The organism is Bradyrhizobium sp. (assembly GCF_022844465.1).
In the GTDB taxonomy this organism is placed as follows: Bacteria; Pseudomonadota; Alphaproteobacteria; order Rhizobiales; family Xanthobacteraceae; genus Bradyrhizobium.
In genome coordinates, this window is sequence record NZ_JALHLP010000018.1 from 46,171 (window position 1) to 66,504 (window position 20,334).

Sequence of the window (20,334 nt, forward strand, 5' to 3'; positions counted from 1 at the left end):
GGTTGAAACGGAAGTTCGATAATGCGCCTGCTGGTCCGGTTTTTGGGTTTCCTGTTCGCCGCCGGAACCGTCGTGTTTCTGGTGGGAGTGGCCGGCGTCGCGGGAGCGATCTGGCATTTCTCCAGGGACTTGCCGGATTATTCCCAGCTTCAGGATTACGAGCCGCCTGTCATGACGCGTGTGCACGCCTCCGACGGCGCACTGCTCGGCGAGTATTCCAAGGAGCGCAGGCTTTACCTGCCGATCCAGGCGGTGCCAAAGCTCGTCATCAACGCGTTTCTGGCCGCCGAAGACAAGAACTTCTACGAACATGGCGGTATCGACTTCACCGGCATGGCGCGCGCCGCGGTGGTGTTCGCGCAGAATTTCGGCTCCAACAAACGTCCGCAGGGCGCATCGACGATCACCCAGCAGGTCGCCAAGAACTTCCTGCTGACCAACGAGGTTTCCTTCACCCGCAAGATCAAGGAAGCCTTGCTGGCGATGCGCATCGAGCGCGCCTATTCGAAGGACCGCATCCTCGAACTGTACCTGAACGAAATCTATCTCGGGCTCGGCGCCTACGGGATTGCGGCCGCCTCGCTGGTGTATTTCGACAAGTCGGTCAACGAACTCACGATCGCGGAAGCCGCGTATCTGGCGGCGCTCCCCAAGGCGCCGGCCGCGCTGCACCCGGTTCGCAACCGCGATCGCGCCGTCGAGCGGCGCAACTACGTCGTCGACCGCCTGGTGGAGAACGGCTGGGTCAAGCAGGCCGACGCCGACAAGGCCCGCAAGGATCCGCTCGCGGTCACCAGCCGCGGCAACGGCGCGCATACATTCGCCGGCGAGTATTTTGCCGAGGAAGTCCGACGCGACATCTTCGAGCGCTACGGCGAGAAGAAGCTGTATGAAGGCGGCTTGTCGGTCCGGGCCACGCTCGATCCGAAGCTGCAGGTGATGGCGCGCAAGACCATGGCGGCCGGCCTCGTCAAGTATGACGAAGCAAGCGGCTGGCGCGGCGCGCCCTCGAAGCTGGATGTTTCAGGCGACTGGGGCGTCAAGCTCGCCGACGTCAAGTCGCTGAGCGATATTGCGCCCTGGCGAATGGCCGTGGTGCTCGAGACATCAGACCAATCGGCGCGGATCGGCTTCCAGCCCGGCCGTGAACTCGGCGGCGCCGTCAGCAAACAGCGCCAGACCGGCATCATCACGCTCGACGGCGTGCGCTGGGCGAAGGCCGCCTCGGGTCCGCAGAAGGGCCGCACGCCAACCTCGGTGGCGCAGGTGCTGTCGGCGGGCGACGTGATCTATGCCGACCCGCTGTTCGACAAGGAGGGCAAGCCGGTCGAAGGCCAGTACCGGCTGCGTCAATTGCCGGAAGTGTCCGGCGCGATGGTGGCGATGGACCCCTGGACCGGCCGCGTGCTGGCGATGGTCGGCGGCTTCTCGTTCGACCAGAGCCAGTTCAACCGCGCCACCCAGGCCTACCGGCAGCCGGGTTCTTCGTTCAAGCCGCTGGTCTACTCGGCCGCGATGGACAATGGCTACACGCCCTCCACCGTCGTGATCGACGCGCCCATCGAGATCGACCAGGGGCAGGGTGTCGGCGTATGGCGTCCGGAGAACTATTCGTCCGGAAAGTATGGCGGCCCGACAACGCTGCGCAACGCGCTCCGGCAATCGCTGAATACGGTTACGGTGCGGCTGGCGCAGGACATCGGCATGCCGCTGATCGGGGAGTATTCGCGACGTTTCGGCGTCTACGACGAACTGCCGAATTATCTTTCCTATGCGCTGGGCGCCGGCGAAACCACGGTCATGCGGATGGTCACGGCCTATTCGATGTTCGCCAATGGCGGTCGTCGCGTGAAGCCGACCCTGATCGACCGCATTCAGGACCGCTATGGCCGCACCATCTTCAAGCATGACGCGCGCGAATGCCGCGGCTGCGATGCGCCGGGGGGCTGGAAGAACCAGGCCGAGCCGCAACTGGTCGATCGCCGCGAGCAGGTGCTGGATCCGATGACCGCCTACCAGATCACCTCGATGATGGAATATGTGGTGCAAGCCGGCACCGCGACGGTGTTGAAGGAAGTCGGCAAGCCCGTCGCCGGCAAGACCGGCACCACCAACGACGAAAAGGACGCCTGGTTCATCGGGTTCTCGCCGGACCTGGTGGTCGGCATCTATGTCGGCTTCGACAAGCCGCGCAATCTTGGCCGCGGCATGACCGGCGGTCATCTGGCCGCGCCGATCGCCAAGGACTTCCTCAAGCTCGCACTGGCCGACAAGCCGGCGATCCCGTTCAAGGTTCCCGCCGGCATCAAGCTGGTCCGCGTCGAAGCCAGGAGCGGCATGCGCGCCGGGCCCGGTGAGGGTGGCCGCACCATCCTGGAAGCGTTCAAGCCAGGCACCGCGCCGCCGGACAATTACAGCGTGATCGGAATCGCCGACATGGACGGGCGGATGCCGCCGGGGATTTCGCCTGACGCCGGCAACATCATGCGTCCCGGAACCGGCGGGCTTTACTGACCTGCGGGCCATACCCGATTGCGCTTTGCGGCTTGCGCCGCTACATCCCTGCCACATCATCCCATGCGCGGCTTCGGCCGCAGATCAAGAGACACCATGCGCGCCGAAGTCGAACGCCTCGTTGAAGAGATCAAGCAGTCGGTCGGGCTGCTGAGGAGGCATCTTTGACGTCGAGACATCCACGGCGCGGCTCGCCGAGCTGAACAAGCTCGCCGAAGATCCCAATCTCTGGAACGATCCCCAGAAGGCCCAGAAGCTGATGCAGGAGCGCACCGCGCTGGTGGATGCGCTGGAGGGCATCGGCAAGGTCGAGCGCGAACTCGACGACAATGTCGAGATGATCGCGCTCGGCGAGGCCGAGAACGATGAAGGCGTGGTGGTCGAGGCGGAGGGCGCGCTAAGAGCCCTGAAGAAGGAAGTCGCCCGTCGCGAGCTGGAAGCGCTGCTGTCGGGCGAGGCCGACCGGTTCGATTCCTATCTCGAAGTGCACGCCGGCGCCGGCGGCACCGAAAGCCAGGACTGGGCCGCGATGCTGCTGCGCATGTACACGCGCTGGGCCGAGAAGCACGGCTTCAAGGTCGAGTATCTCGAGGAAACCCAGGGCGAGGAAGCCGGCATCAAGTCCGCCACCATCCAGATCAGCGGACACAACGCCTATGGCTGGCTGAAGACCGAAGCGGGCGTACACCGGCTGGTGAGGATATCGCCGTTCGATTCCAATGCGCGCCGGCACACTTCGTTTTCGTCGGTGGCGATCTTCCCGGTGGTCGACAACAGCATCAAGATCGACATCGCCGAGTCCGACGTTCGCACCGACACCATGCGCTCCGGCGGCGCCGGCGGGCAGCACGTCAACAAGACCGAATCCGCGGTGCGGCTGACGCATATTCCGACCGGCGTCGCGGTGGTCTGCCAGGCCGGCCGCTCGCAGCACAAGAACAAGGCGCAGGCCTGGGACATGCTGCGCGCGCGACTCTACGAGATCGAACTGAAGAAGCGCGAGCAGCAGGCCGCCGCCGACCAGGCCGCCAAGACCGATATCGGCTGGGGCCACCAGATCCGCTCCTATGTGCTGCAGCCCTATCAGATGGTGAAGGACCTTCGGACCGGCGTGCAGACCTCGGACACCTCGGGCGTGCTCGACGGCGACCTCGACGAGTTCATGGCCGCAACCCTGGCGCAGCGTGCGTTCGGCACCTCGCCCGGCGCGGTCGAGGATGTGGACTGATCCGGAAATCGGGTGGCGACGCCATGGCATCGCGGGCTAAAGCCGCGCGGTGACCGACATCAGCCGCATGATCGCACATAACGCTTCGATCGACCGCAGGGATTGGTCGCTGCTCGGCCTGCTGTCGGTGCTGTGGGGCGGCACGTTCTTCTTCAACGAGGTGGTGCTGAAGGAACTGCCGCCGCTGACATTGGTGTTTCTGCGCGTCGCGCTCGCCACGATCATGCTGCTGCCGCTGTTGTGGGTCTACCAGATCCGTTTTCCGCGGGGCCTGTCAGGCTGGGCGCCCTTCATCGCGATCGGGTTGCTCAACAACGTGGTGCCGTTCTCGCTGATCGTGGTCGGGCAGACCTATATCCCCGGCGGCCTGGCCTCGATCCTGAACGCCACCACGCCGCTGTTCACGGTGCTGGTGATGGCGGTAGCCGGCGAAGAAAAACTGCAGGCGCGGCGGATATTCGGCGTCGCCACCGGCCTGATCGGCGTCGTCATCCTTCAGGGCGACGGCCTCGGACTGGAGAGCGGGCAGGGCGTCGGCATTCTGCTCTGCCTCCTCGCCGCCGTCAGCTACGGACTGTCAGCGCTGCTGGCTCGACGGCACTTGAAAGATGCGCTGCCGCTTGGCGCCGCGACATTTCAGATGCTCGCTTCGGCCGCGATCATGACGCTTGTCGCGGGTTTCGTCGAACGCCCCTGGCAATTGCCGATGCCGGGCGCCGTCACGTGGCTCGCCGTGATCGGCCTCGCCGCCTTGTCCACCGCGCTCGCCTATATCGTGTTCTTTCAGATCCTGCGGCGGTCGGGCGCTACCAATGTCATGTTGGTGACGTTGCTGATCCCGATGACGGCGATCCTGCTTGGATATCTGGTGCTGGGCGAGAGAATATCGCCGCGTGAGATCGCCGGCGCGGTGGTGATCGGCAGCGCGCTGTTGTTGATCGACGGGCGGGTGCTGAAGCTGCTTCAGCGCTGAGCTAACCGCCTCCTGCCTTCCAGGCCGCGTACCAGCCGCTGAATCGTCCGCTGTCGCGCACGCCGCCGTGCCAGGCGGCGGTGACCGCGCCGTCGGCGGCCACCATGATTACGACGTCGAGACCCTTCGAACGCCGCAGCGTGTCGATCGCCTGCTGCGGCGTCTGCGCGATCGGGCCAGCGACATTGAAGGAGGTGTTGACCGACATCTCGACCCCGATGCGACGGCCGAGCGCCTTGAGATAGGCATGGGTGAGGGGATCGTCGTCGGCGCGTACGATCTGGATTCGCCCGGTGCCGTCGGCGTGGATCACGGCGGGTATCTTGTCGCGCGCGCCGGGTTTCGAATGCGCCGTCAGCACCATGTAGTTATAGGCGTTGTAGTTGGCGTCGGAGGCGCCCGGCTGCAGCTGGAAATACTGCCGCGCGGCCTCGAGCGTCGCCATCGGTGCCAGCGGGCGGATGGCCTCGCGGTACTTGACGCGCTCGTTGAGCTGCGCCCGCGCTTCGGGATTGCAGGGATTGGCGAGGATCGAGCGATGGCCGAGCGCGCGGGGCCCGGTTTCGGCCGCACCCTGGTACAGCGCGATCACGCCGTTCTGCGCCACCATATACGCCATCAGGTCGGCGATGGCGTCGCGGCCATCCGGTGTCGAGACCTCGCCGATGGAACGGGAGGCGATGTCGTCAGCCTCGACCGCGGCCGCGATATCCGCGGCCACGGGCGGCGTGCCGCAATAGAAGGCGTGAGTCAGCGGCGCACCGCGCGGCGCTCCCGCCATGTGCGCCAGCAGCCATGCCGCGCCGATGGGAACGCCGGGGTCGCCCGGCACCGGCGGCACCCAGAGATGCAGCCGGGCCTTGCGCTGCTGAGCGGCCGAAAACCATGCCTCGTCAAAGTGCTCCAGCAACCGCATGTTGGCGAGCGCGTTCAGCGCGACGCCGCCGGTCAGCACCAGCCGGTTGGCGGCGGTCACGCGCAGCAGATGATCGACAATGTGAATGAGCGCGTCCTCAAACACGAGCTGGGTCGCCGCCGCCTTGTCGAGGCGATCCCTTGTGTCGGGGCGGTGATGGATATCCTCGACGCGCAGCACCGCGTCCGGATTCCACAACTGCGCGGGCGTGAGCGGCTCGCCGAGGATTTCGATCAGGGCTGCGTGGTAGGGCTTGTCGTAGGGATTGCTGCACCAATTGCCCATGGCGCGATTGAGCCTGATTTCGCCCTCGGCGCCGAAATGGAGAACCTGCCTGAGCCGCGGATAATAGGGGTTGGTCGCACGGTTCATGTCGCCCCAGGCGGCCGCGCCCATGTAGCGGCCCTCGCTGGAGAGCCAGGTCCAGCCGCCCTGGGTCGATGAAATCACGCTGTAGAACGCGCCGAGTGAATCGAACACGCTGTCATTGCAGTAGAGCTGGCGCATCTCGCCGTCGCGCGCGACATAGAGCGAGACCGAACCCTGGTCGCCGGTGCCGTCGAGTACGGCGATCGCGACCGGCTCCGCACCGTCGGCAAAGGGCGAGGCGGCAAACGAAAACCAGGCGTGATTGTCGTGGTGCGGCATGCAGATCAGCGGCACGTTTTCGGAAAGGCCGAGCTGTCTGGCGAGGAGCCGTGGTGTCCGTCGCATCTGGTCGAGGCGGCGACGGTCGATGGCGGGCGTGACCGGCTGCAGCAGCATACCCAGGCTTTGCGGCGCTTCCTCGAGCAGCGTTCGCACGATGGTCGCGAACAGGACCGGATAGTCCCAGGTGGTGACGACGGCGGCGATGTCGCCGATATCGCGCCCGAGTCCGCGCAGGGTTTCGACCGTGGCGTCGATCGACCGCCGCGGATATTCGGTGGTGTGCTTCTCGCCGGAGAAGCGCTCTTCCTCGTTGTTGACGACGATGCGGGGGCCGCCTGCCTGCGTGATCTCGATCAGCGCGACGCCGGTGTTGTGGGTGCCGGGCGCGGCGAAGCCGACGACGTAAACGGTTTCGCCGCGCTGCAGCCGTAGGCGGATCGAGTCGACTGTCCAGCGCGCGAATTCGCTGTCGAGCCGGTGAAAGCCGGCGCGCGCCATGGCCGGCTCGGCGAGCCGGCGCGTGAGACGGTAACCCGCCTTCGCAATCGCCGGATGCCGCGGCCCGACGCGTCGTTTCAGCGTTTCCAATCAGTCCGCCTCAGAGGGCCACGGGTGGATCGTCGACGGAACTGACCACAACTGACGCCGCGCAACAACCATCTGTTGGTAGGTGGAGCGAGGATAGGCTTCAAGCATCAGGCGTTTGCGTGGCGAGTTCATCGAACTGCATCGGCACTAACCCGCGCTGAGCCTCACCCCGGCGCGCAGGAATTTCTGCGGATCGACCGCCTCGCCGTCGATCCGCGTTTCGTAGTGCAGATGCGGGCCGGTCGAGCGGCCGGTCGAGCCGACGGCGCCAATCACCTGTCCGATCTTGACGACGTCGCCGACCTTGACGTGAATCTCGGAGAGATGGCCATAGCGCGTCGACAGTGCGTTGCCATGGTCGATCTCCACCATGCGGCCATAGCCGCCGCTCCAGCCCGACGAGACCACCTTGCCGTTGGCGGTGGCGCGCACGGGATCGCCGGTCGGCGCGCGGAAATCGAGGCCGGTGTGCATCGCCGGGCGACCGAGGAACGGATCGCTGCGAACACCGAAGCCGGAAGTGAATTCAACCGCGCCGACCACGGGCTTGCGGTAGGGCACCAGCGAAAGCGTCGCGTTGAGGCGCTGTACCTGGGTGCGGGCGATGTGGATCCGGTAGAGTTGGCGCTCGAATGTGCCGGCATCGGGTGGAAGTTTCACCGGCACGAACGGGCCGCCCACGGCCGAGCGCGGCGTCGCCGCTTCCAGCTGCGCCATGTCGAGCCCGAGATCGGTGAAGACGCCGCGCATCCGCCGGACGCGCGATTCCATGCTGTCCTCGACCGCGCTCAGCGCGGCCATCTGCCGCCGCTCAACGCTATCAAGCGATGTCTGCAACCGAACGAGGACGTTGTCGAACCCTTGAACCTTGGCAAACTGGTTGGGCGGCGGCTTGATCGCGACCGGCGCTCGCGACTCCAGGCGGGCTTCGCGATCCGGCGGCGCCACGAAGATCACGGTATCGCTGATCGGGGACGGTTTTGGGACCCCGGAGGACGGCGTGTCGGCCGCGGCGCCGCGGGCGGGCGGGCGGATCGAGCCGGTGGCGGCGGTATCCGGAATCGTACCGAGCGCAGTGGCGCGCGATTCGAGCGCGGCCTGGCGGCGCATGATCTGGTCGAGCTTCTGGTCGAACTGTTCCTGGTCGAGCAACTGGCGGCTGGTGGTGCGGTCGACTCTGGCGCGCAACTCGGCGATGCGGTCCTCATAAGCGTACTGCATCTCGGCCTGGCGGGCGATCAACCGCGTCAGGACGTCGTCGCGAAAGGCGAAATAGGTGGCGGTTGCCGCCGACCACATGCCGAGTATGACGATCGTGCCGACGACGATCCAGAACACCACCGGGCCGACCCGGACCTGCTTGCCGGCGTGGACGATGGCGTAGCCGTCACGATCGAGCGCAGCGGCCTGCGCCGCGGGACGTCGCGGGGGCGTCCGGCGGTGATCGTGGGGATGGTGGTGGTCGGAGCGATAACCGGAACGATACGACATCGGCACTCCCGCGCCGGTCGGACATCAGTTCCTTACGGCTCAATCTGCGCCGCCGATTTGACCCGCCGATGGTTAATTTTCGGGAAAGGGCTTGCCGAATTACATCTCCCGCACGGCGGCCAGCACCTCCTCGGCGTGGCCGTCGACGCGTACATTGCGCCAGATCCTCGCGATCCGCCCGTCCTCGCCGATGACAATTGTCGTCCTGATGATTCCCATGAACGCGCGGCCATACATGGATTTTTCGCCCCAGGCGCCATAGGCGGCGAGCATCTGGTGCTGCTCGTCCGCGAGCAGGGGAACCGAAAGCTTGTGCTTGTCGCGGAAGGATTCCTGGGCGGCGGGGCTGTCGGCGGAGACGCCGATCACGGCGGCGCCCAGCTCGGCAAAGGCCGGGCTCAACCGGGTGAAGTCGATGGCCTCGCGGGTGCAGCCCGGAGTGTCGGCGCGGGGATAGAAAAAAAGCACGACCTTCCGCCCCGCAAAATCACCAAGCGAAACGCTGCCGCCGCCGTCGCGGGGAAGCTGGAAGCCTGGGGCCGGCCCGCCTTCGATTAGCGCTGCCGCCGGCACCGACCTGGGCGCTGCCGGTCGACCCGATTTTAACGGTTTTGATGGGGGCCTGTGCGACGCTTGTGCTGAGGCAGCTTTGTCAGGCTTGCCGGCGGTCTTTGCGGCCGCGGTGACAGCGCGCTTGCTGGTCGATACCTTCACCTTGCGGCGGGCAGCGGTCGACGCCGGTGGCTTTGAGGCAACTGTATTCCGGGATTTTCCGCTAGGCGGCCTGGTGGATGGGACACGGGATGGCTTGGAGGATTTCTTGCGTTTTTTCGTGGACATACGCCTTCCTTTCGTCGCTTTCCGCGGATCAACCAATAGGGTATTGCGAGGCGTGCCCATGACGGCCGGATTCGGGCCGGTCTTCGGGCTGGCTTGATGACCGTGGAGCATGATCATACCGAATTCGACGCACCACCCGCCCGCGCGCTAAAGAGCCCACCCAATCAAACCTTGGGCCCGACAACGAGTAACAGTATTAATCGAGGATTGGCAGCGATGCCGGAACAGGAGCGCTCGATACCGATCGATGAGCGCGCCCTTGGCGGCAATCAACCTCAACGCCGGCACCGAGAGGCAATGGCCAGGAATACTTCGCCCAAGGGGTCGAATCCGCGTGCCGAGGTTCAGACCCCGCAATGGGATGATGCCTCGGCCGGCTGGGATCCGGAGCACGACGAGGCGGCGCGTAACCGCGCGCGCCGGCTGTTGTCCCGTTCCAGTTCCGGCGTTCATCGGCTTCATTGGCTGGGCGATCGATTTGCAGGGCTGCGGCGGCTAACCAGGGAACGCTGGATCAAGCGCCTGGCCGTCATCGTCGGCGTGCTGGCGGTGATCTTCGTCGGCTGCTTCGGCGGGTTGTGGTTGCGGCTCGGCGCCGGACCCATCAACCTCAATCTGGCGACGCCATGGCTGGCGTCGGCGATCGAGGACAATATCGGGCGCGGCAACACGGTCGAGATCGGCGGTACGCAGATCGAGCGGGCCGGTCGGATCCGGATTGCGGTTCGTATCCGTGACATCGTGGTTCGCGACCGTGACCAGGTCGTCGTCGCCACCGCGCCGAAGGCCGAAGTGAGGCTCTCAGGCACCGCGCTGCTGCTGGGACGGCTGCGCGCCGAAAGCCTCAACCTGGTGGACGCCGAACTCGCCGTGCGAATCGCGCCGGACGGCCAGGTGACGGTGTCCGCCGGTGACACGGCCAAGCCGCTGGCGACCGGCGTAGCCTCCAAACGAGATGCGGGCATCGCCCCGACATTCCCGCGTCAGACCACGGCGCCGGCGGGTGCTGCGGCGCCGGCTCCCGACCTGACGCAAAGCGGCCTGCTGGCCGGCCTCGACTGGCTGGACAGTCTCAGCCTGACCGGTATCGACGGGCAGAACCTGAACGAAATCGGCCTGAAAAACGGCAACCTTGTCGTCGACGACCAGCAGCGCGGCCACAAATGGACGTTCGACAATATCAGCCTGAGCATGCGCCGGCCGCGCGGCGGCGGAGTCGCGGTGAGTCTCGGCGAGGAGGGCGCGCAGCCCTGGTCGCTGCGGGTCGTGGTCGGACCGCAGCAGAACGGGGTGCGGTCGGTCGATCTTCGCGCCGACAAGGTGCCGGCCGCCACCATCCTGCTGGCGATGCGGGTCAAAAATCTGACCTACAGCGCGGACCTGCCGCTGTCGGGCGAGCTGAAGGGCGAACTGGGCCGCGACGGCCTGCCGACCTTCTTCCGCGGCAAGGTGTTCGCGGGCGCCGGGAATATCATCGACAGCGACACGCCCGATTATCCGATGCCGATCGATTCGGCGGAAATGAGCGTCGAATGGGATTCGGGACGACGGGTCCTGGTCGCCCCCTTCAAGATCATTTCCGGATCGAACCGGGTGACGTTGCTCGCCAATCTCGAACCGCCCAATGGCGCCACCACCGAATGGCAGGCGCGGCTGAGCGGCGGCACGATCCTGCTGGCTGGCAGCGAAAACGAACCGCCGCTGATCTTCAACCGTATCGCCATTGGCATGCGCTTCGACACCGACCGGAAGCGCGTGCTGCTGACGCAGGCGGATATCAGCAATGGCGAGATCGGCATCGCCGGCACCGGCAGCATCGACTATGCCGGCGAGGCGCGCCTGCAACTCGGCTTTGCGGGAACGCCGATGTCGGCATCCGCGCTCAAGCGCATGTGGCCGATCCTGATCGTGCCCGAAGTGCGCGAATGGGTGATTGACCGGATCGAGCGCGGCACGCTCCAGCGCATCGAGGTCGGGGTCAATTCGCCGGTCCGCAACCTGTCGCGCAAGGGACCGCCCATCCCGGAGGAAGGATTGGCCGTCAACATCGTCGCTTCGGGCGTGACGGTGCGTCCGGTCGATCAGATGCCCTCGGTGCGCGATGCGGACTTGAAGGCGCGGGTTACCGGGCGGTCCGCGACGGTGACCATCGGCCAGGGGGTGGCCGACACCCCGGCCGGGCGCAAGATCAACATATCGGATTTTGTCTTCGAGGTGCCGGACATGGCGCCCAAGCCCTCGCCGTCGCGGGTGAAGTTCAGGATCGACGCCGCGGTGCCGGCCGCCGCCGAGATCCTCGCCTCCGACCGCATCAACGACCTTTCCGGCACCCTGATCGATCCCAATGCCAGCAAGGGAACGGTGGCCGCCATCATCACGCTGAACGTGCCGGTCAAGGGCTCCCTGACCAAGGCCGACACCATCTACACCGTCACCGCCGACCTCAGCGGGTTTTCCGCCGACAAGCTCGTGATGAACCAGAAGCTGGAAGCCAGCACGCTGAAGGTGATTGCCAACAACGCCGGCTACCAGGTCAGGGGCGACGTCAAGATCAACGGTCAGCCGGCGTCGCTTGACTACCGCAAGCCGGCCGAAGGCGATGCCGATATCAGGCTTCAGGCGACGCTGGATGACGCCAGCCGCGCCCGCCTCGGCATCGACCTCGGGTCCGCCGTGACCGGCGCGCTCCCGATCAAGGTGATCGGCAAGATCGGCGAAAACGACAGCCGCGTCGGTATCGAGGCTGACCTTACTGCGTTGAGGCTCGACAACATTCTTCCGGGCTGGGTCAAGGTGCCCGGAAAGTCGGGCAAGGCGACGTTCAACGTCATCAAGAAGGAACAATCAACGCTGTTCCAGGACATCCTCGTCGAGGGCGGCGGCGTGTCGATCAAGGGCTCGCTGGAAATCGACCAGAACGGCGACCTGCTGAACGCGAATTTCCCGACCTACGCGCCGTCGGAAGGCGACAGGACCACGCTGAAGGCCGAGCGCGGCGCCGATGGGGTCGTGAAGGTCGTGATGCGCGGCGACGTGTTCGATGGCCGCGGTTTCCTCAAATCGACGATCTCCGGCAGGGAGGCCGATCCCAAGAGCAGGCCGAAGAGCGTCGACATCGACGTCGATCTCAAGCTCGGCGCGGTGGCGGGATTCAACGGGGAGGCGTTGCGAAGCATCGATACCAAGTTCTCCCGCCGCAACGGCGTCGTCAAAACCTTCACGCTCTCCGGCAAGGTCGGGCGCGACACGCCGGTGACCGCCGATCTGCGCGCCCGCGGACAGGGGCAGGCGCGGGAATTGATCCTGCTCCAGACCAACGACGCCGGCGCCTTTCTCCGATTTACCGACATGTATTCGAAGATGGTCGGCGGCCAGCTCGCGCTCGCGATGGAGCCGCCGACGTCGGAGCCGAGCGCAAAGGAGGGCCTGATCAACGTCCGTGATTTCTCCGTCAAGGGCGAGACCGCGCTCGAGCGCGCCGCCGGGGGCGCGACACCGGGTATTCTGAGCGGCGTATCGTTCTCGGCGTTGCGCGCCGAATTCACGAGGCAAAGCGGCCAGCTCACGATCCGCGACGGCGTGGTGAAGGGACCGACCATCGGCGCGACGATCGAGGGCAGCATCGACTATGTCGGCAACGCGGTGCGCATGAGCGGCACCTTCGTTCCGATGTACGGGCTCAACAACATTTTCGGCCAGATTCCGATCGTCGGCCTGTTCCTCGGCGGCGGCAGCAATGAAGGTCTGATCGGCGTGACCTATGAGGTGGTCGGCACCCCCGGCCAGCCGGTGCTGCGCGTCAATCCGATCTCGGCGATGGCGCCCGGCGTGCTCCGCAAGATCTTCGAGTTCAACACCGGCAAGCAGAACGCCCCGATCGAGTTCCCGCCCAACAATTAGAGCGTGATCCGGAACTCATCGCGCTTGGCGGGCTACCGCCGCAGCGCGGGCACGACCAGGAACGGGATCATTCCTATCACCACTGCCACCAGCGCGAACGCGATCACGGGGTTATAGCTCTGGGTCCAGTCATGGATCAGCCCGCCGGCCCACGCCCCGAACGCCGAGCCCAGCCCGCTGCCGATCGAAATCGTCCCATAGATGGTGCCGACCCGCTTGCCGCGAAAGATCTTCATCGCGGTCGCCGTCAGCAACGGCCCGCGGGAACCGATCATGCTGCCGAACGTGACGACGAAGGCGGTCAGCAGCCAGACGTTCGGATACCATTGCAGCAGCCACAGGAGGATAATTCCGACGATCGAGACGCCATAGCTGAACAGCACCGACGGCCTGCGCCCGATGACGCTGTCGAGCTGGGTTACCCCCAGCATGCCGAACAACAGCGCGACCCCGGAAAACCCCCAGGCGGTCGCCGCCTGCAGCGGCGGAAAGCCGGCGTCGATCAGATACGCAACGATCTGTGCCGATAGCGCGAACATGCCGATCGCGGTGAAGAAGAAGGTCGCAAACAGCGCCCAGAACGCGTGGTGGCGCATGGCGCTGGCGAGCGTCCAGCCGTCGTCGACGAAGTCGGGGTCGGCTTTGCCGGCGATATCAGGCGAACCCGTGGAGAACAGCCGCCACGGCAGCAGCAACAGCGGGACCAGCAGGCCAAGCGCAACGAGGCCGAAGAGCTGGTAGGCGTCGCGCCAGCCGATGTGATCGATCAGCAGTTGCGAGGTCGGCAGCAATACCAGGACGCCGGCGCCGGTGGCCGAATAGACCACCGCCATCGCGGTCGGCAGGCGCGGGCCGAACCAGCGGCCGAGCAGGATCGAATTCGGAACGTTGCCGATCAGGGCGATTCCGATCCCGACGCAGAGGCCCACACTCAACTGGAATTGCCAGAGCGATTGCGACCTTGAGGCGGCCAGAAACGCGCCGCCGAGCAGCAGCAATCCCAGCGCATAGACGGTGCGCGGGCCGGCGCGGTCGAACAGCCGGCCGACCACCGGCGCCATCAGCCCGCCTGCCAGCCAGGTCAGCGAATACACCGAAACCACCTCGGCTCGGTCCCAGTCGAAACTTTCGGAGATAGGCTTGAGGAAAACCGTAAAGCTCTCGCCGAGCCCGCGACCGAGCAGCGATAGCGCAAAGCACAGCGTCAGCACGTTGAGCGCCACGCGCTCCGGCTGATGCGGCCCGGCTAGAGCGTCTCGCTTCGGCGTCCTTTTGTCCATGGCATCAGGGAGCGCGCTTAGGCGGTCCGCCGCAAGCGTCAAAAATGAATACGGCTATGCGAGGCGGAGCTAGGCGGGCTTGAGCAGGACGTGCTTTTTCTTTCCCATGGAAAGCTTGATGACGCCTTCGGGCGTAAGGCTCGATCGCGTCAGCACCATCTTTTCGTCGGTGACGGCGGTATCGTTGACGCGAAGTCCGCCGCCCTTGATCTGGCGACGCGCCTCGCCGTTCGACGCCACGAGGCCCGCCTTGACGAACAACGTCAGTACGCCGGCGCCGGCCTCGAGTTCGCCGGACGATATTTCCACTGTTGGCAGCGTTTCCGCGATCGCGCCTTCCTCGAACGTCTGCCGGGCGGTTTCGGCGGCGGTGTTGGCGGCCTCGCGGCCATGCAGCAGCGCGGTCGCCTCGGTCGCGAGCGCTTTCTTGGCTTCGTTGATCTCGCTGCCCTTGAGCGCGCCGAGCTTTTCGATCTCGGCCATCGGCAGGACCGTGAACAGTTTTAGGAACTTGACGACGTCGGCATCCTCGACATTGCGCCAGTACTGCCAGAAATCGTAAGGCGAGAACTGGTCGGCGTTGAGCCAGACCGCGCCCTGCGCGGTCTTGCCCATCTTCGCGCCCGAGGCGGTCGTCAGCAGCGGCGTGGTCAGCGCGAACAATGGCGGCGTCCCCATGCGGCGGCCGAGATCGACGCCGTTGACGATGTTGCCCCATTGGTCGGAGCCGCCCATCTGCAGTCGGCAGCCGGTACGTCGCGCCAGCTCGACGAAGTCGTAGGCCTGGCAGACCATGTAGTTGAACTCGATGAAACTCATCTCCTGCTCGCGTTCGAGCCGCAGCCGCACCGAATCCATCGTCAGCATGCGGTTGACCGAGAAGTGCCGGCCGACGTCGCGCAGCATTTCGATCCAGTTCAATTTCGTCAGCCATTCGGCGTTGTCGAGCATGATCGCGTCGGTGGGGCCGGCGCCGTAGCGCAGCACCTTGGAAAACACACCGCGGATCGAGGCCTTGTTGGCCTCGATTTCGGCGATCGAGCGGATCGCGCGGGACTCGTCTTTGCCCGAGGGGTCGCCGACCATGGTGGTGCCGCCGCCCATCAGGGTGATCGGCTTGTTGCCGCTCGCCTGCAGCCAGTGCAGCATCATCATGGTGAGGTAGTTGCCGATATGCAGGGAGGGTGCGGTGCAGTCGTAGCCGACATAGGCGATTGCCTCGCCCCTGGCGGCAAGCGCGTCGAGGCCCTCGAAATCGGAGCATTGGTGAATGAAGCCGCGTTCGCTTAAAATGTTCAGGAAATCCGATTTAAATGCGGTCATTGTTGAGCGACCCTGATCATTCTATTTTCACGGTAATTGTAACGAATTGCGGTACCATGGCGGAACAGGCTGCCGCAGCCTCGCGCGCTGTGGCATTATAAGATGTGCGTGTTTGGCACAAGCTGGTCGTCGTCGGCGGGACGTATCGAGCAGGGCGTTGCAAAGGCACGATTACCATGATGTTGACCGCGCTAGGTCTGATGAGCGGCACCTCGCTCGACGGGGTCGATGTCGCTTTGATCGAGACCGACGGCCGCCGGGTGAGCGCCCTCGGGCCTTCCGGTTACCGGCCCTATACCGAGACCGAACGCAGCCTGCTGCGCCAGGCGCTGTACGAGGCCGTCGATCTGCCGGACCGGGCCGCGCGGCCCGGCTGTCTGCTTGAAGCCGAACGGACCGTCACCTCGGCGCATGCCGAGGCGGTGGCCGCCTTTACCGCCCAGCACCGGCTCGCCTTCGAGGACATCGACATCGTCGGTTTTCACGGCCAGACCGTGCTGCACCGGCCCGAACGCAAGCTGACGGTGCAGATCGGCGACGCCAACGCGCTCGCCAAGGCGATCCACATCCCGGTGATGTACGATTTCCGCGCCGCCGACGTCGAGGCCGGCGGGCAGGGGGCGCCGTTCGTCCCGGTCTATCACCGCGCGCTCGCGCAGTCGCTGGAGCGCGAGGGACCTATCGTCGTGGTCAATATCGGCGGGGTCGCCAACATCACCTATATCGACGGCGACACGCTGATCGCCTGCGACACCGGGCCCGGCAACGCCCTGCTCGACGATCACATGTTTCGCCTGTTGAATCAGCGCTTCGATACCGAGGGCCGTACCGCGGCCATGGGCAAGGTCGATGCGGCCTGGATCTCCCGGGCGCTGGCGATGCCGTTCTTTGCGTTGCCGCCACCGAAATCGCTCGATCGCAATGATTTCGCCGGCCTGAAGCTCGGCGAGATGGCTCCGGAGGACGGCGCGGCGACCCTGACCGCCTTTACCGCGGCGGCGATCGCCCGCGTCGTGCCGCTGCTGCCCAGGGAGCCCAAGAGCTGGATCGTGGCCGGCGGCGGCGCCCGCAACCTGACCATGCTGCGGATGCTGCGCGAGTGCCTGCAGCCGGCGACGGTCCAGGCGGCGGACGCGCTGGGCTGGGCGTCCGACGCCATCGAGGCGCAGGCGTTCGGGTTCCTGGCGGCGCGGGGCCTCAAGGGCCTGCCGCTGAGCTACCCCGACACGACCGGGGTGCCGTTTCCGATGACCGGCGGGATCATCGCGCGACCGTGAGGTCGGATCGGGTGGGGTCGCGCGTGGCACCAACGGCCCGCCAGCCAAATACGAAATCGCGAAAACAACCCCATGCAAAGTAGAACGGGCCTGGCTCGCAGCACTTCCGCCGCGAGCGTCCGGGTCCGTGGCCACGGCCAGTCCAACCTCCACACGGTTTCTTGTTCGGCATGGCCACGCCGCCGGTTGACAGATTAATGCAAACGCATCTAAGTAGATGCGTTTGCATTGATTGGAGGATTGCCATGGCCGCCGAACTGAAACTGATCAGCCACAAGCTCTGCCCCTATGTGCAGCGCGCCGTGATCGCGCTGACCGAAAAGGGCGTGTCGTTCGAGCGGATCGATATCGATCTCGCCAGCAAGCCGGACTGGTTTTTGAAGATTTCGCCGCTGGGCAAGGTGCCGGTGCTGCAGGTCGCGACCGACGCCGGCGACGTGGCGCTGTTCGAGAGCAATGTCATTTGCGAGTACATCGAGGATACCCAAGGCGGAGCGAAATTGCATCCGCAGGATGCGCTCAAGCGCGCGCAGCACCGCGCCTGGATGGAGTTCGGCTCCACCATCCTGAGCGAGTTGTGGGGCCTGGAGACGACCGGCGATCCCGCGATCTTCGAGAGCAAGCGGCAAGCGATCACCGCGAAATTCGCGCGGGTCGAGGCGGCGCTCGGCGCCGGCCCGTTCTTTGCCGGGAAGGATTTCAGCCTGGTGGACGCGGTGTTCGCGCCGATCTTCCGCTATTTCGATGTGTTCGATCAATTGATCGATCTTTCGGTGTTTTCCGATGCACCGAAGGTCCGCGCGTGGCGAAGCGAACTCGCGCAACGGCCGAGCGTGCGGTCGGCGGTCGGTGCCGACTACCCGCAATTGCTGCGCGCGTTTCTGGTGCGTCACGACGCGCATATGCTGAAACTGGCGGCCTGACATTCCGATGTCGCCGCAACTCGCCTGGATCGCGCGGCGCTGAAGTTTGCGGCGGGTCAGCGTTGTGTTGGGCGGATTGGCGAAATGCAATCCGCCGTCTTAACAAGTCGTCGGTGGGTTACGGCTTCGCCTAACCCACCCTACAGAGCATCGGTAATGCTAACGGACGTTGGCGAGCCGCATGTCGAGATAAGCTGTCACCGTTTCCATCAGCGGCTCGAGCTTGCCGTCGAAGAAATGGTTGGCGCCGGGGATGATCTGCTGGTCGATCACGATGCCCTTTTGCGTCTTCAGTTTCTCGACCAGGGTATTGACGTCCTTCGGCGGCACCACCGCATCTTTCTCGCCATGCACGATCAGGCCGGAGGACGGGCAGGGCGCGAGGAAAGAGAAATCGTAGAGGTTGGCGGGCGGCGCGATCGAGATGAAGCCCTCGACCTCGGGCCGGCGCATCAAGAGCTGCATGCCGATCCAGGCGCCGAACGAGAAACCCGCGACCCAGCAGGCGCGCGCCTCGGGGTTGATGGTCTGCGCCCAGTCGAGCGCGGAGGCGGCGTCAGAGAGCTCGCCGGTGCCATGGTCGAACGAACCCTGGCTGCGGCCGACGCCGCGGAAATTGAAACGCAGCACCGAGAAGCCGCGATGCGCAAACGCGTAGTAGCACTGGTAGACGATCTGGTGATTCATCGTGCCGTGAAATTGCGGATGCGGATGCAGAACCATCGCGATCGGCGCGTTCTTCTGCTTGGCAGGATGGTAACGGCCTTCGAGGCGGCCTGCAGGGCCGGTGAAAATGACTTCAGGCATTGGTGATCCTTGGAAGGGTTCCTTGGCAACGAACGCGATCCGGTGCAGAAAACCTGATCTGGCGTCGCTGGGCGATGCGCGAACGGCGCTCCCGTGAACTGGTGGCCGGGTTCTAGCATGAGGCGAGGGGCAAAAAGCAAGCATCTTTGACATCTCGAAGCGACTTCAAGGTGTTAGCCTGTGTTGCAGGGCGAGGGCGCGCGCGCCCTTAATCGGTTCAATCAGGCCTTCGGATGGGATGCGCTCTCTTTGTCATTCCGGGGCACGCGTCAGCGTGAACCCGGAATGTCGAGATTCTCCGGTGCGCAATTGCGCACCTGAGGTCTGGTCCTTCGGACCATCCCGGAATGACGGTCGGCCTTGTTTCTCGGCCCTGTTTCGCCCAGCTGTTACGGGACGCGAGGCTCGGCGTCGCGGCAACCGCCTGCCGAAAGGGGTAAGATCGTAAGCAAATGTCTGACCGGATCTATCTTGACTGGAACGCCACCACGCCGCTTCGTCCCGAGGCGAAGCAGGCAATGGCGGCGGCCTGGGACATTTCAGGCAATCCATCCTCGGTCCATGCCGAGGGGCGTCTGGCGCGCCAGCTTGTCGAAGATGCCAGGGCTGCTATTGCCGCGGCCGTCGCCGCGCGACCGCAGGACGTTGTGTTTTCTTCTGGAGGTACCGAAGCCAATGCGTTGGCGCTGATGCCAGGCCTTTCCCAACGGGGGGGCGAGGCGGTTCGGCGGCTGCTGGTATCGGCGATCGAACACCCGTCGGTGCTTACAGGTGGACGTTTTCCGGCCGATGCGATCGGGCTTATCAAGATTAACGGCCAAGGCCAGGTGGATATCGGCCATCTCCGCGGGCTGCTCGCCGAGGGGCCTCCGGCGCTGGTTTCGGTGATGCTGGCCAATAACGAGACCGGCGCGATTCAGCCGGTCGCCGAGATTGCCGAGATCGTGCATGCGGCCGGCGGGTTGCTGCACGTCGATGCGATTCAGGCTTTTGGAAAGATACCCCTCGATATCAAATCGCTGAAGGCAAACCTGGTCACGCTTTCCGCCCACAAGGTCGGCGGCCCCAAGGGCGTCGGGGCGCTGGTCCTGACCGAGGGCGTCCAGGGGCTCGGGCCGTTGTTGCGCGGCGGGGGACAGGAACTGGGCCGCCGGGCGGGCACCGAGAATGTCGCGGGGATCGCGGGCTTCGGCGCGGCCGCCAAGGCCGCCACGGCGGCCCTGGAAGGGGACGCCGCCCGGCTGCGGGGGTTGCGGGACCGGCTCGAAGAGGGCCTGAACCAGACCGCCGGAATGGTTCTATTCTCACGGAAGACGCCGCGCCTGCCGAACACCACGCTGTTTACCGTTCCCGGACTTAGGGCCGAAACGGCTGTAATCGCCTTCGATCTCGCCGGTATTGCGGTATCCTCGGGTTCCGCCTGCTCGTCGGGCAAGGTTCAGCCCTCTCATGTTCTTGAGGCCATGGGGGTGGGCAGGGAACAGGCCCAAGGGGCGGTACGGCTCAGCCTGGGATGGTCAACATCAATGGCCGACATTGATTTGGCCATTCAGGCTTGGCGAAAGCTCGCCGATGCCTTACTTAAAGGTCGACGAAACACAGCTTGAAACGTTCTAAGTGGGT

General features: G+C 65.2%; 14 protein-coding genes. 8 read left to right on the forward strand and 6 right to left on the reverse strand.

Annotated features, from left to right (window positions below):
- Positions 1-21: 21 nt before the first annotated feature.
- The 3 genes from Q0D31_RS20650 to Q0D31_RS20660 all read left to right on the forward strand — a co-directional run bounded on the left by Q0D31_RS20650 (position 22) and on the right by Q0D31_RS20660 (position 4,715).
- The gene (locus tag Q0D31_RS20650) at positions 22-2,514 is read left to right on the forward strand and encodes a penicillin-binding protein 1A (protein WP_291855310.1); all 2,493 of its coding nucleotides are present in this window, start codon (positions 22-24) and stop codon (positions 2,512-2,514) included.
- A gap of 96 nt (positions 2,515-2,610) precedes the next feature.
- Positions 2,611-3,742, forward strand: a protein-coding gene (gene prfB / locus Q0D31_RS20655; RefSeq protein WP_291855313.1) for a peptide chain release factor 2 whose coding sequence is annotated in 2 segments (ribosomal slippage) — positions 2,611-2,679 and positions 2,681-3,742 — 1,131 coding nt in all. Because the reading frame shifts where the segments join, the coding sequence is not laid out codon by codon here.
- A gap of 67 nt (positions 3,743-3,809) precedes the next feature.
- Positions 3,810-4,715 carry a DMT family transporter gene (locus tag Q0D31_RS20660; RefSeq protein ID WP_291855383.1) on the forward strand — a complete coding sequence of 302 codons (906 nt, stop codon included), beginning with the start codon at positions 3,810-3,812 and terminating at the stop codon, positions 4,713-4,715.
- Between the two features lies 1 nt (position 4,716).
- On the opposite strand, the gene Q0D31_RS20665 is transcribed toward Q0D31_RS20660, so the two are convergent.
- The 3 genes from Q0D31_RS20665 to Q0D31_RS20675 all read right to left on the reverse strand — a co-directional run bounded on the left by Q0D31_RS20665 (position 4,717) and on the right by Q0D31_RS20675 (position 9,075).
- Positions 4,717-6,870, reverse strand: a complete 2,154-nt coding sequence (locus Q0D31_RS20665; RefSeq protein WP_291855316.1) for a carbamoyltransferase C-terminal domain-containing protein — start codon at positions 6,868-6,870, stop codon at positions 4,717-4,719.
- 147 nt (positions 6,871-7,017) lie between these two features.
- Complete coding sequence (locus Q0D31_RS20670; RefSeq protein WP_291855319.1) at positions 7,018-8,361, reverse strand: M23 family metallopeptidase; 1,344 nt, start codon at positions 8,359-8,361, stop codon at positions 7,018-7,020.
- A 99-nt stretch (positions 8,362-8,460) separates the two neighbouring features.
- Complete coding sequence (locus tag Q0D31_RS20675; protein ID WP_366518539.1) at positions 8,461-9,075, reverse strand: peroxiredoxin; 615 nt, start codon at positions 9,073-9,075, stop codon at positions 8,461-8,463.
- Between Q0D31_RS20675 and Q0D31_RS24020 the strand changes: the two genes are divergently transcribed.
- Both Q0D31_RS24020 and Q0D31_RS20680 read left to right on the forward strand, forming a co-directional pair.
- Positions 9,056-9,298, forward strand: coding sequence for a hypothetical protein (locus Q0D31_RS24020; protein WP_366518540.1), 243 nt, complete (start codon positions 9,056-9,058; stop codon positions 9,296-9,298). The genes Q0D31_RS20675 and Q0D31_RS24020 overlap by 20 nt on opposite strands.
- 119 nt (positions 9,299-9,417) lie before the next feature.
- Positions 9,418-13,101: a DUF3971 domain-containing protein gene (locus Q0D31_RS20680; RefSeq protein ID WP_291855322.1), complete on the forward strand. Its 3,684-nt coding sequence runs from the start codon at positions 9,418-9,420 to the stop codon at positions 13,099-13,101.
- A gap of 32 nt (positions 13,102-13,133) precedes the next feature.
- Here Q0D31_RS20680 and Q0D31_RS20685 read toward each other — a convergent pair whose 3' ends face one another.
- Both Q0D31_RS20685 and tyrS read right to left on the reverse strand, forming a co-directional pair.
- On the reverse strand, positions 13,134-14,381 hold the full coding sequence (locus tag Q0D31_RS20685; protein WP_291855325.1) for an MFS transporter: 1,248 nt from the start codon (positions 14,379-14,381) through the stop codon (positions 13,134-13,136).
- A gap of 69 nt (positions 14,382-14,450) precedes the next feature.
- Positions 14,451-15,704, reverse strand: coding sequence for a tyrosine--tRNA ligase (gene tyrS / locus Q0D31_RS20690; RefSeq protein WP_291855328.1), 1,254 nt, complete (start codon positions 15,702-15,704; stop codon positions 14,451-14,453).
- 176 nt (positions 15,705-15,880) lie between these two features.
- Here tyrS and Q0D31_RS20695 point away from each other — a divergent pair, with 176 nt between their 5' ends.
- Positions 15,881-16,981, forward strand: a complete 1,101-nt coding sequence (locus tag Q0D31_RS20695; protein ID WP_291855331.1) for an anhydro-N-acetylmuramic acid kinase — start codon at positions 15,881-15,883, stop codon at positions 16,979-16,981.
- A 245-nt stretch (positions 16,982-17,226) separates the two neighbouring features.
- Entirely contained in the window at positions 17,227-17,904 is a 678-nt protein-coding gene (locus Q0D31_RS20700) for a glutathione S-transferase family protein (protein ID WP_291855334.1), read from the forward strand.
- Between the two features lie 159 nt (positions 17,905-18,063).
- Here the strand turns inward: Q0D31_RS20700 and Q0D31_RS20705 are convergent, their stop codons facing one another.
- Positions 18,064-18,711 carry an alpha/beta hydrolase gene (locus Q0D31_RS20705; protein ID WP_291855337.1) on the reverse strand — a complete coding sequence of 216 codons (648 nt, stop codon included), beginning with the start codon at positions 18,709-18,711 and terminating at the stop codon, positions 18,064-18,066.
- A 452-nt stretch (positions 18,712-19,163) separates the two neighbouring features.
- Here Q0D31_RS20705 and Q0D31_RS20710 point away from each other — a divergent pair, with 452 nt between their 5' ends.
- The gene (locus Q0D31_RS20710) at positions 19,164-20,318 is read left to right on the forward strand and encodes a cysteine desulfurase family protein (protein ID WP_291855340.1); all 1,155 of its coding nucleotides are present in this window, start codon (positions 19,164-19,166) and stop codon (positions 20,316-20,318) included.
- Positions 20,319-20,334: the final 16 nt, after the last annotated feature.

Bases quoted from the DNA above. Each gene is read 5' to 3' on its own strand.
- Q0D31_RS20650 (WP_291855310.1), top strand. From the start codon at position 22: ATGCGCCTGCTGGTCCGGTTTTTGGGTTTCCTGTTCGCCGCCGGAACC.
- Q0D31_RS20660 (WP_291855383.1), top strand. From the start codon at position 3,810: ATGATCGCACATAACGCTTCGATCGACCGCAGGGATTGGTCGCTGCTC.
- Q0D31_RS20670 (WP_291855319.1), bottom strand. From the start codon at position 8,361: ATGTCGTATCGTTCCGGTTATCGCTCCGACCACCACCATCCCCACGAT.
- Q0D31_RS20680 (WP_291855322.1), top strand. From the start codon at position 9,418: ATGCCGGAACAGGAGCGCTCGATACCGATCGATGAGCGCGCCCTTGGC.
- Q0D31_RS20685 (WP_291855325.1), bottom strand. From the start codon at position 14,381: ATGGACAAAAGGACGCCGAAGCGAGACGCTCTAGCCGGGCCGCATCAG.
- tyrS (WP_291855328.1), bottom strand. From the start codon at position 15,704: ATGACCGCATTTAAATCGGATTTCCTGAACATTTTAAGCGAACGCGGC.
- Q0D31_RS20695 (WP_291855331.1), top strand. From the start codon at position 15,881: ATGATGTTGACCGCGCTAGGTCTGATGAGCGGCACCTCGCTCGACGGG.
- Q0D31_RS20700 (WP_291855334.1), top strand. From the start codon at position 17,227: ATGGCCGCCGAACTGAAACTGATCAGCCACAAGCTCTGCCCCTATGTG.
- Q0D31_RS20705 (WP_291855337.1), bottom strand. From the start codon at position 18,711: ATGCCTGAAGTCATTTTCACCGGCCCTGCAGGCCGCCTCGAAGGCCGT.
- Q0D31_RS20710 (WP_291855340.1), top strand. From the start codon at position 19,164: ATGTCTGACCGGATCTATCTTGACTGGAACGCCACCACGCCGCTTCGT.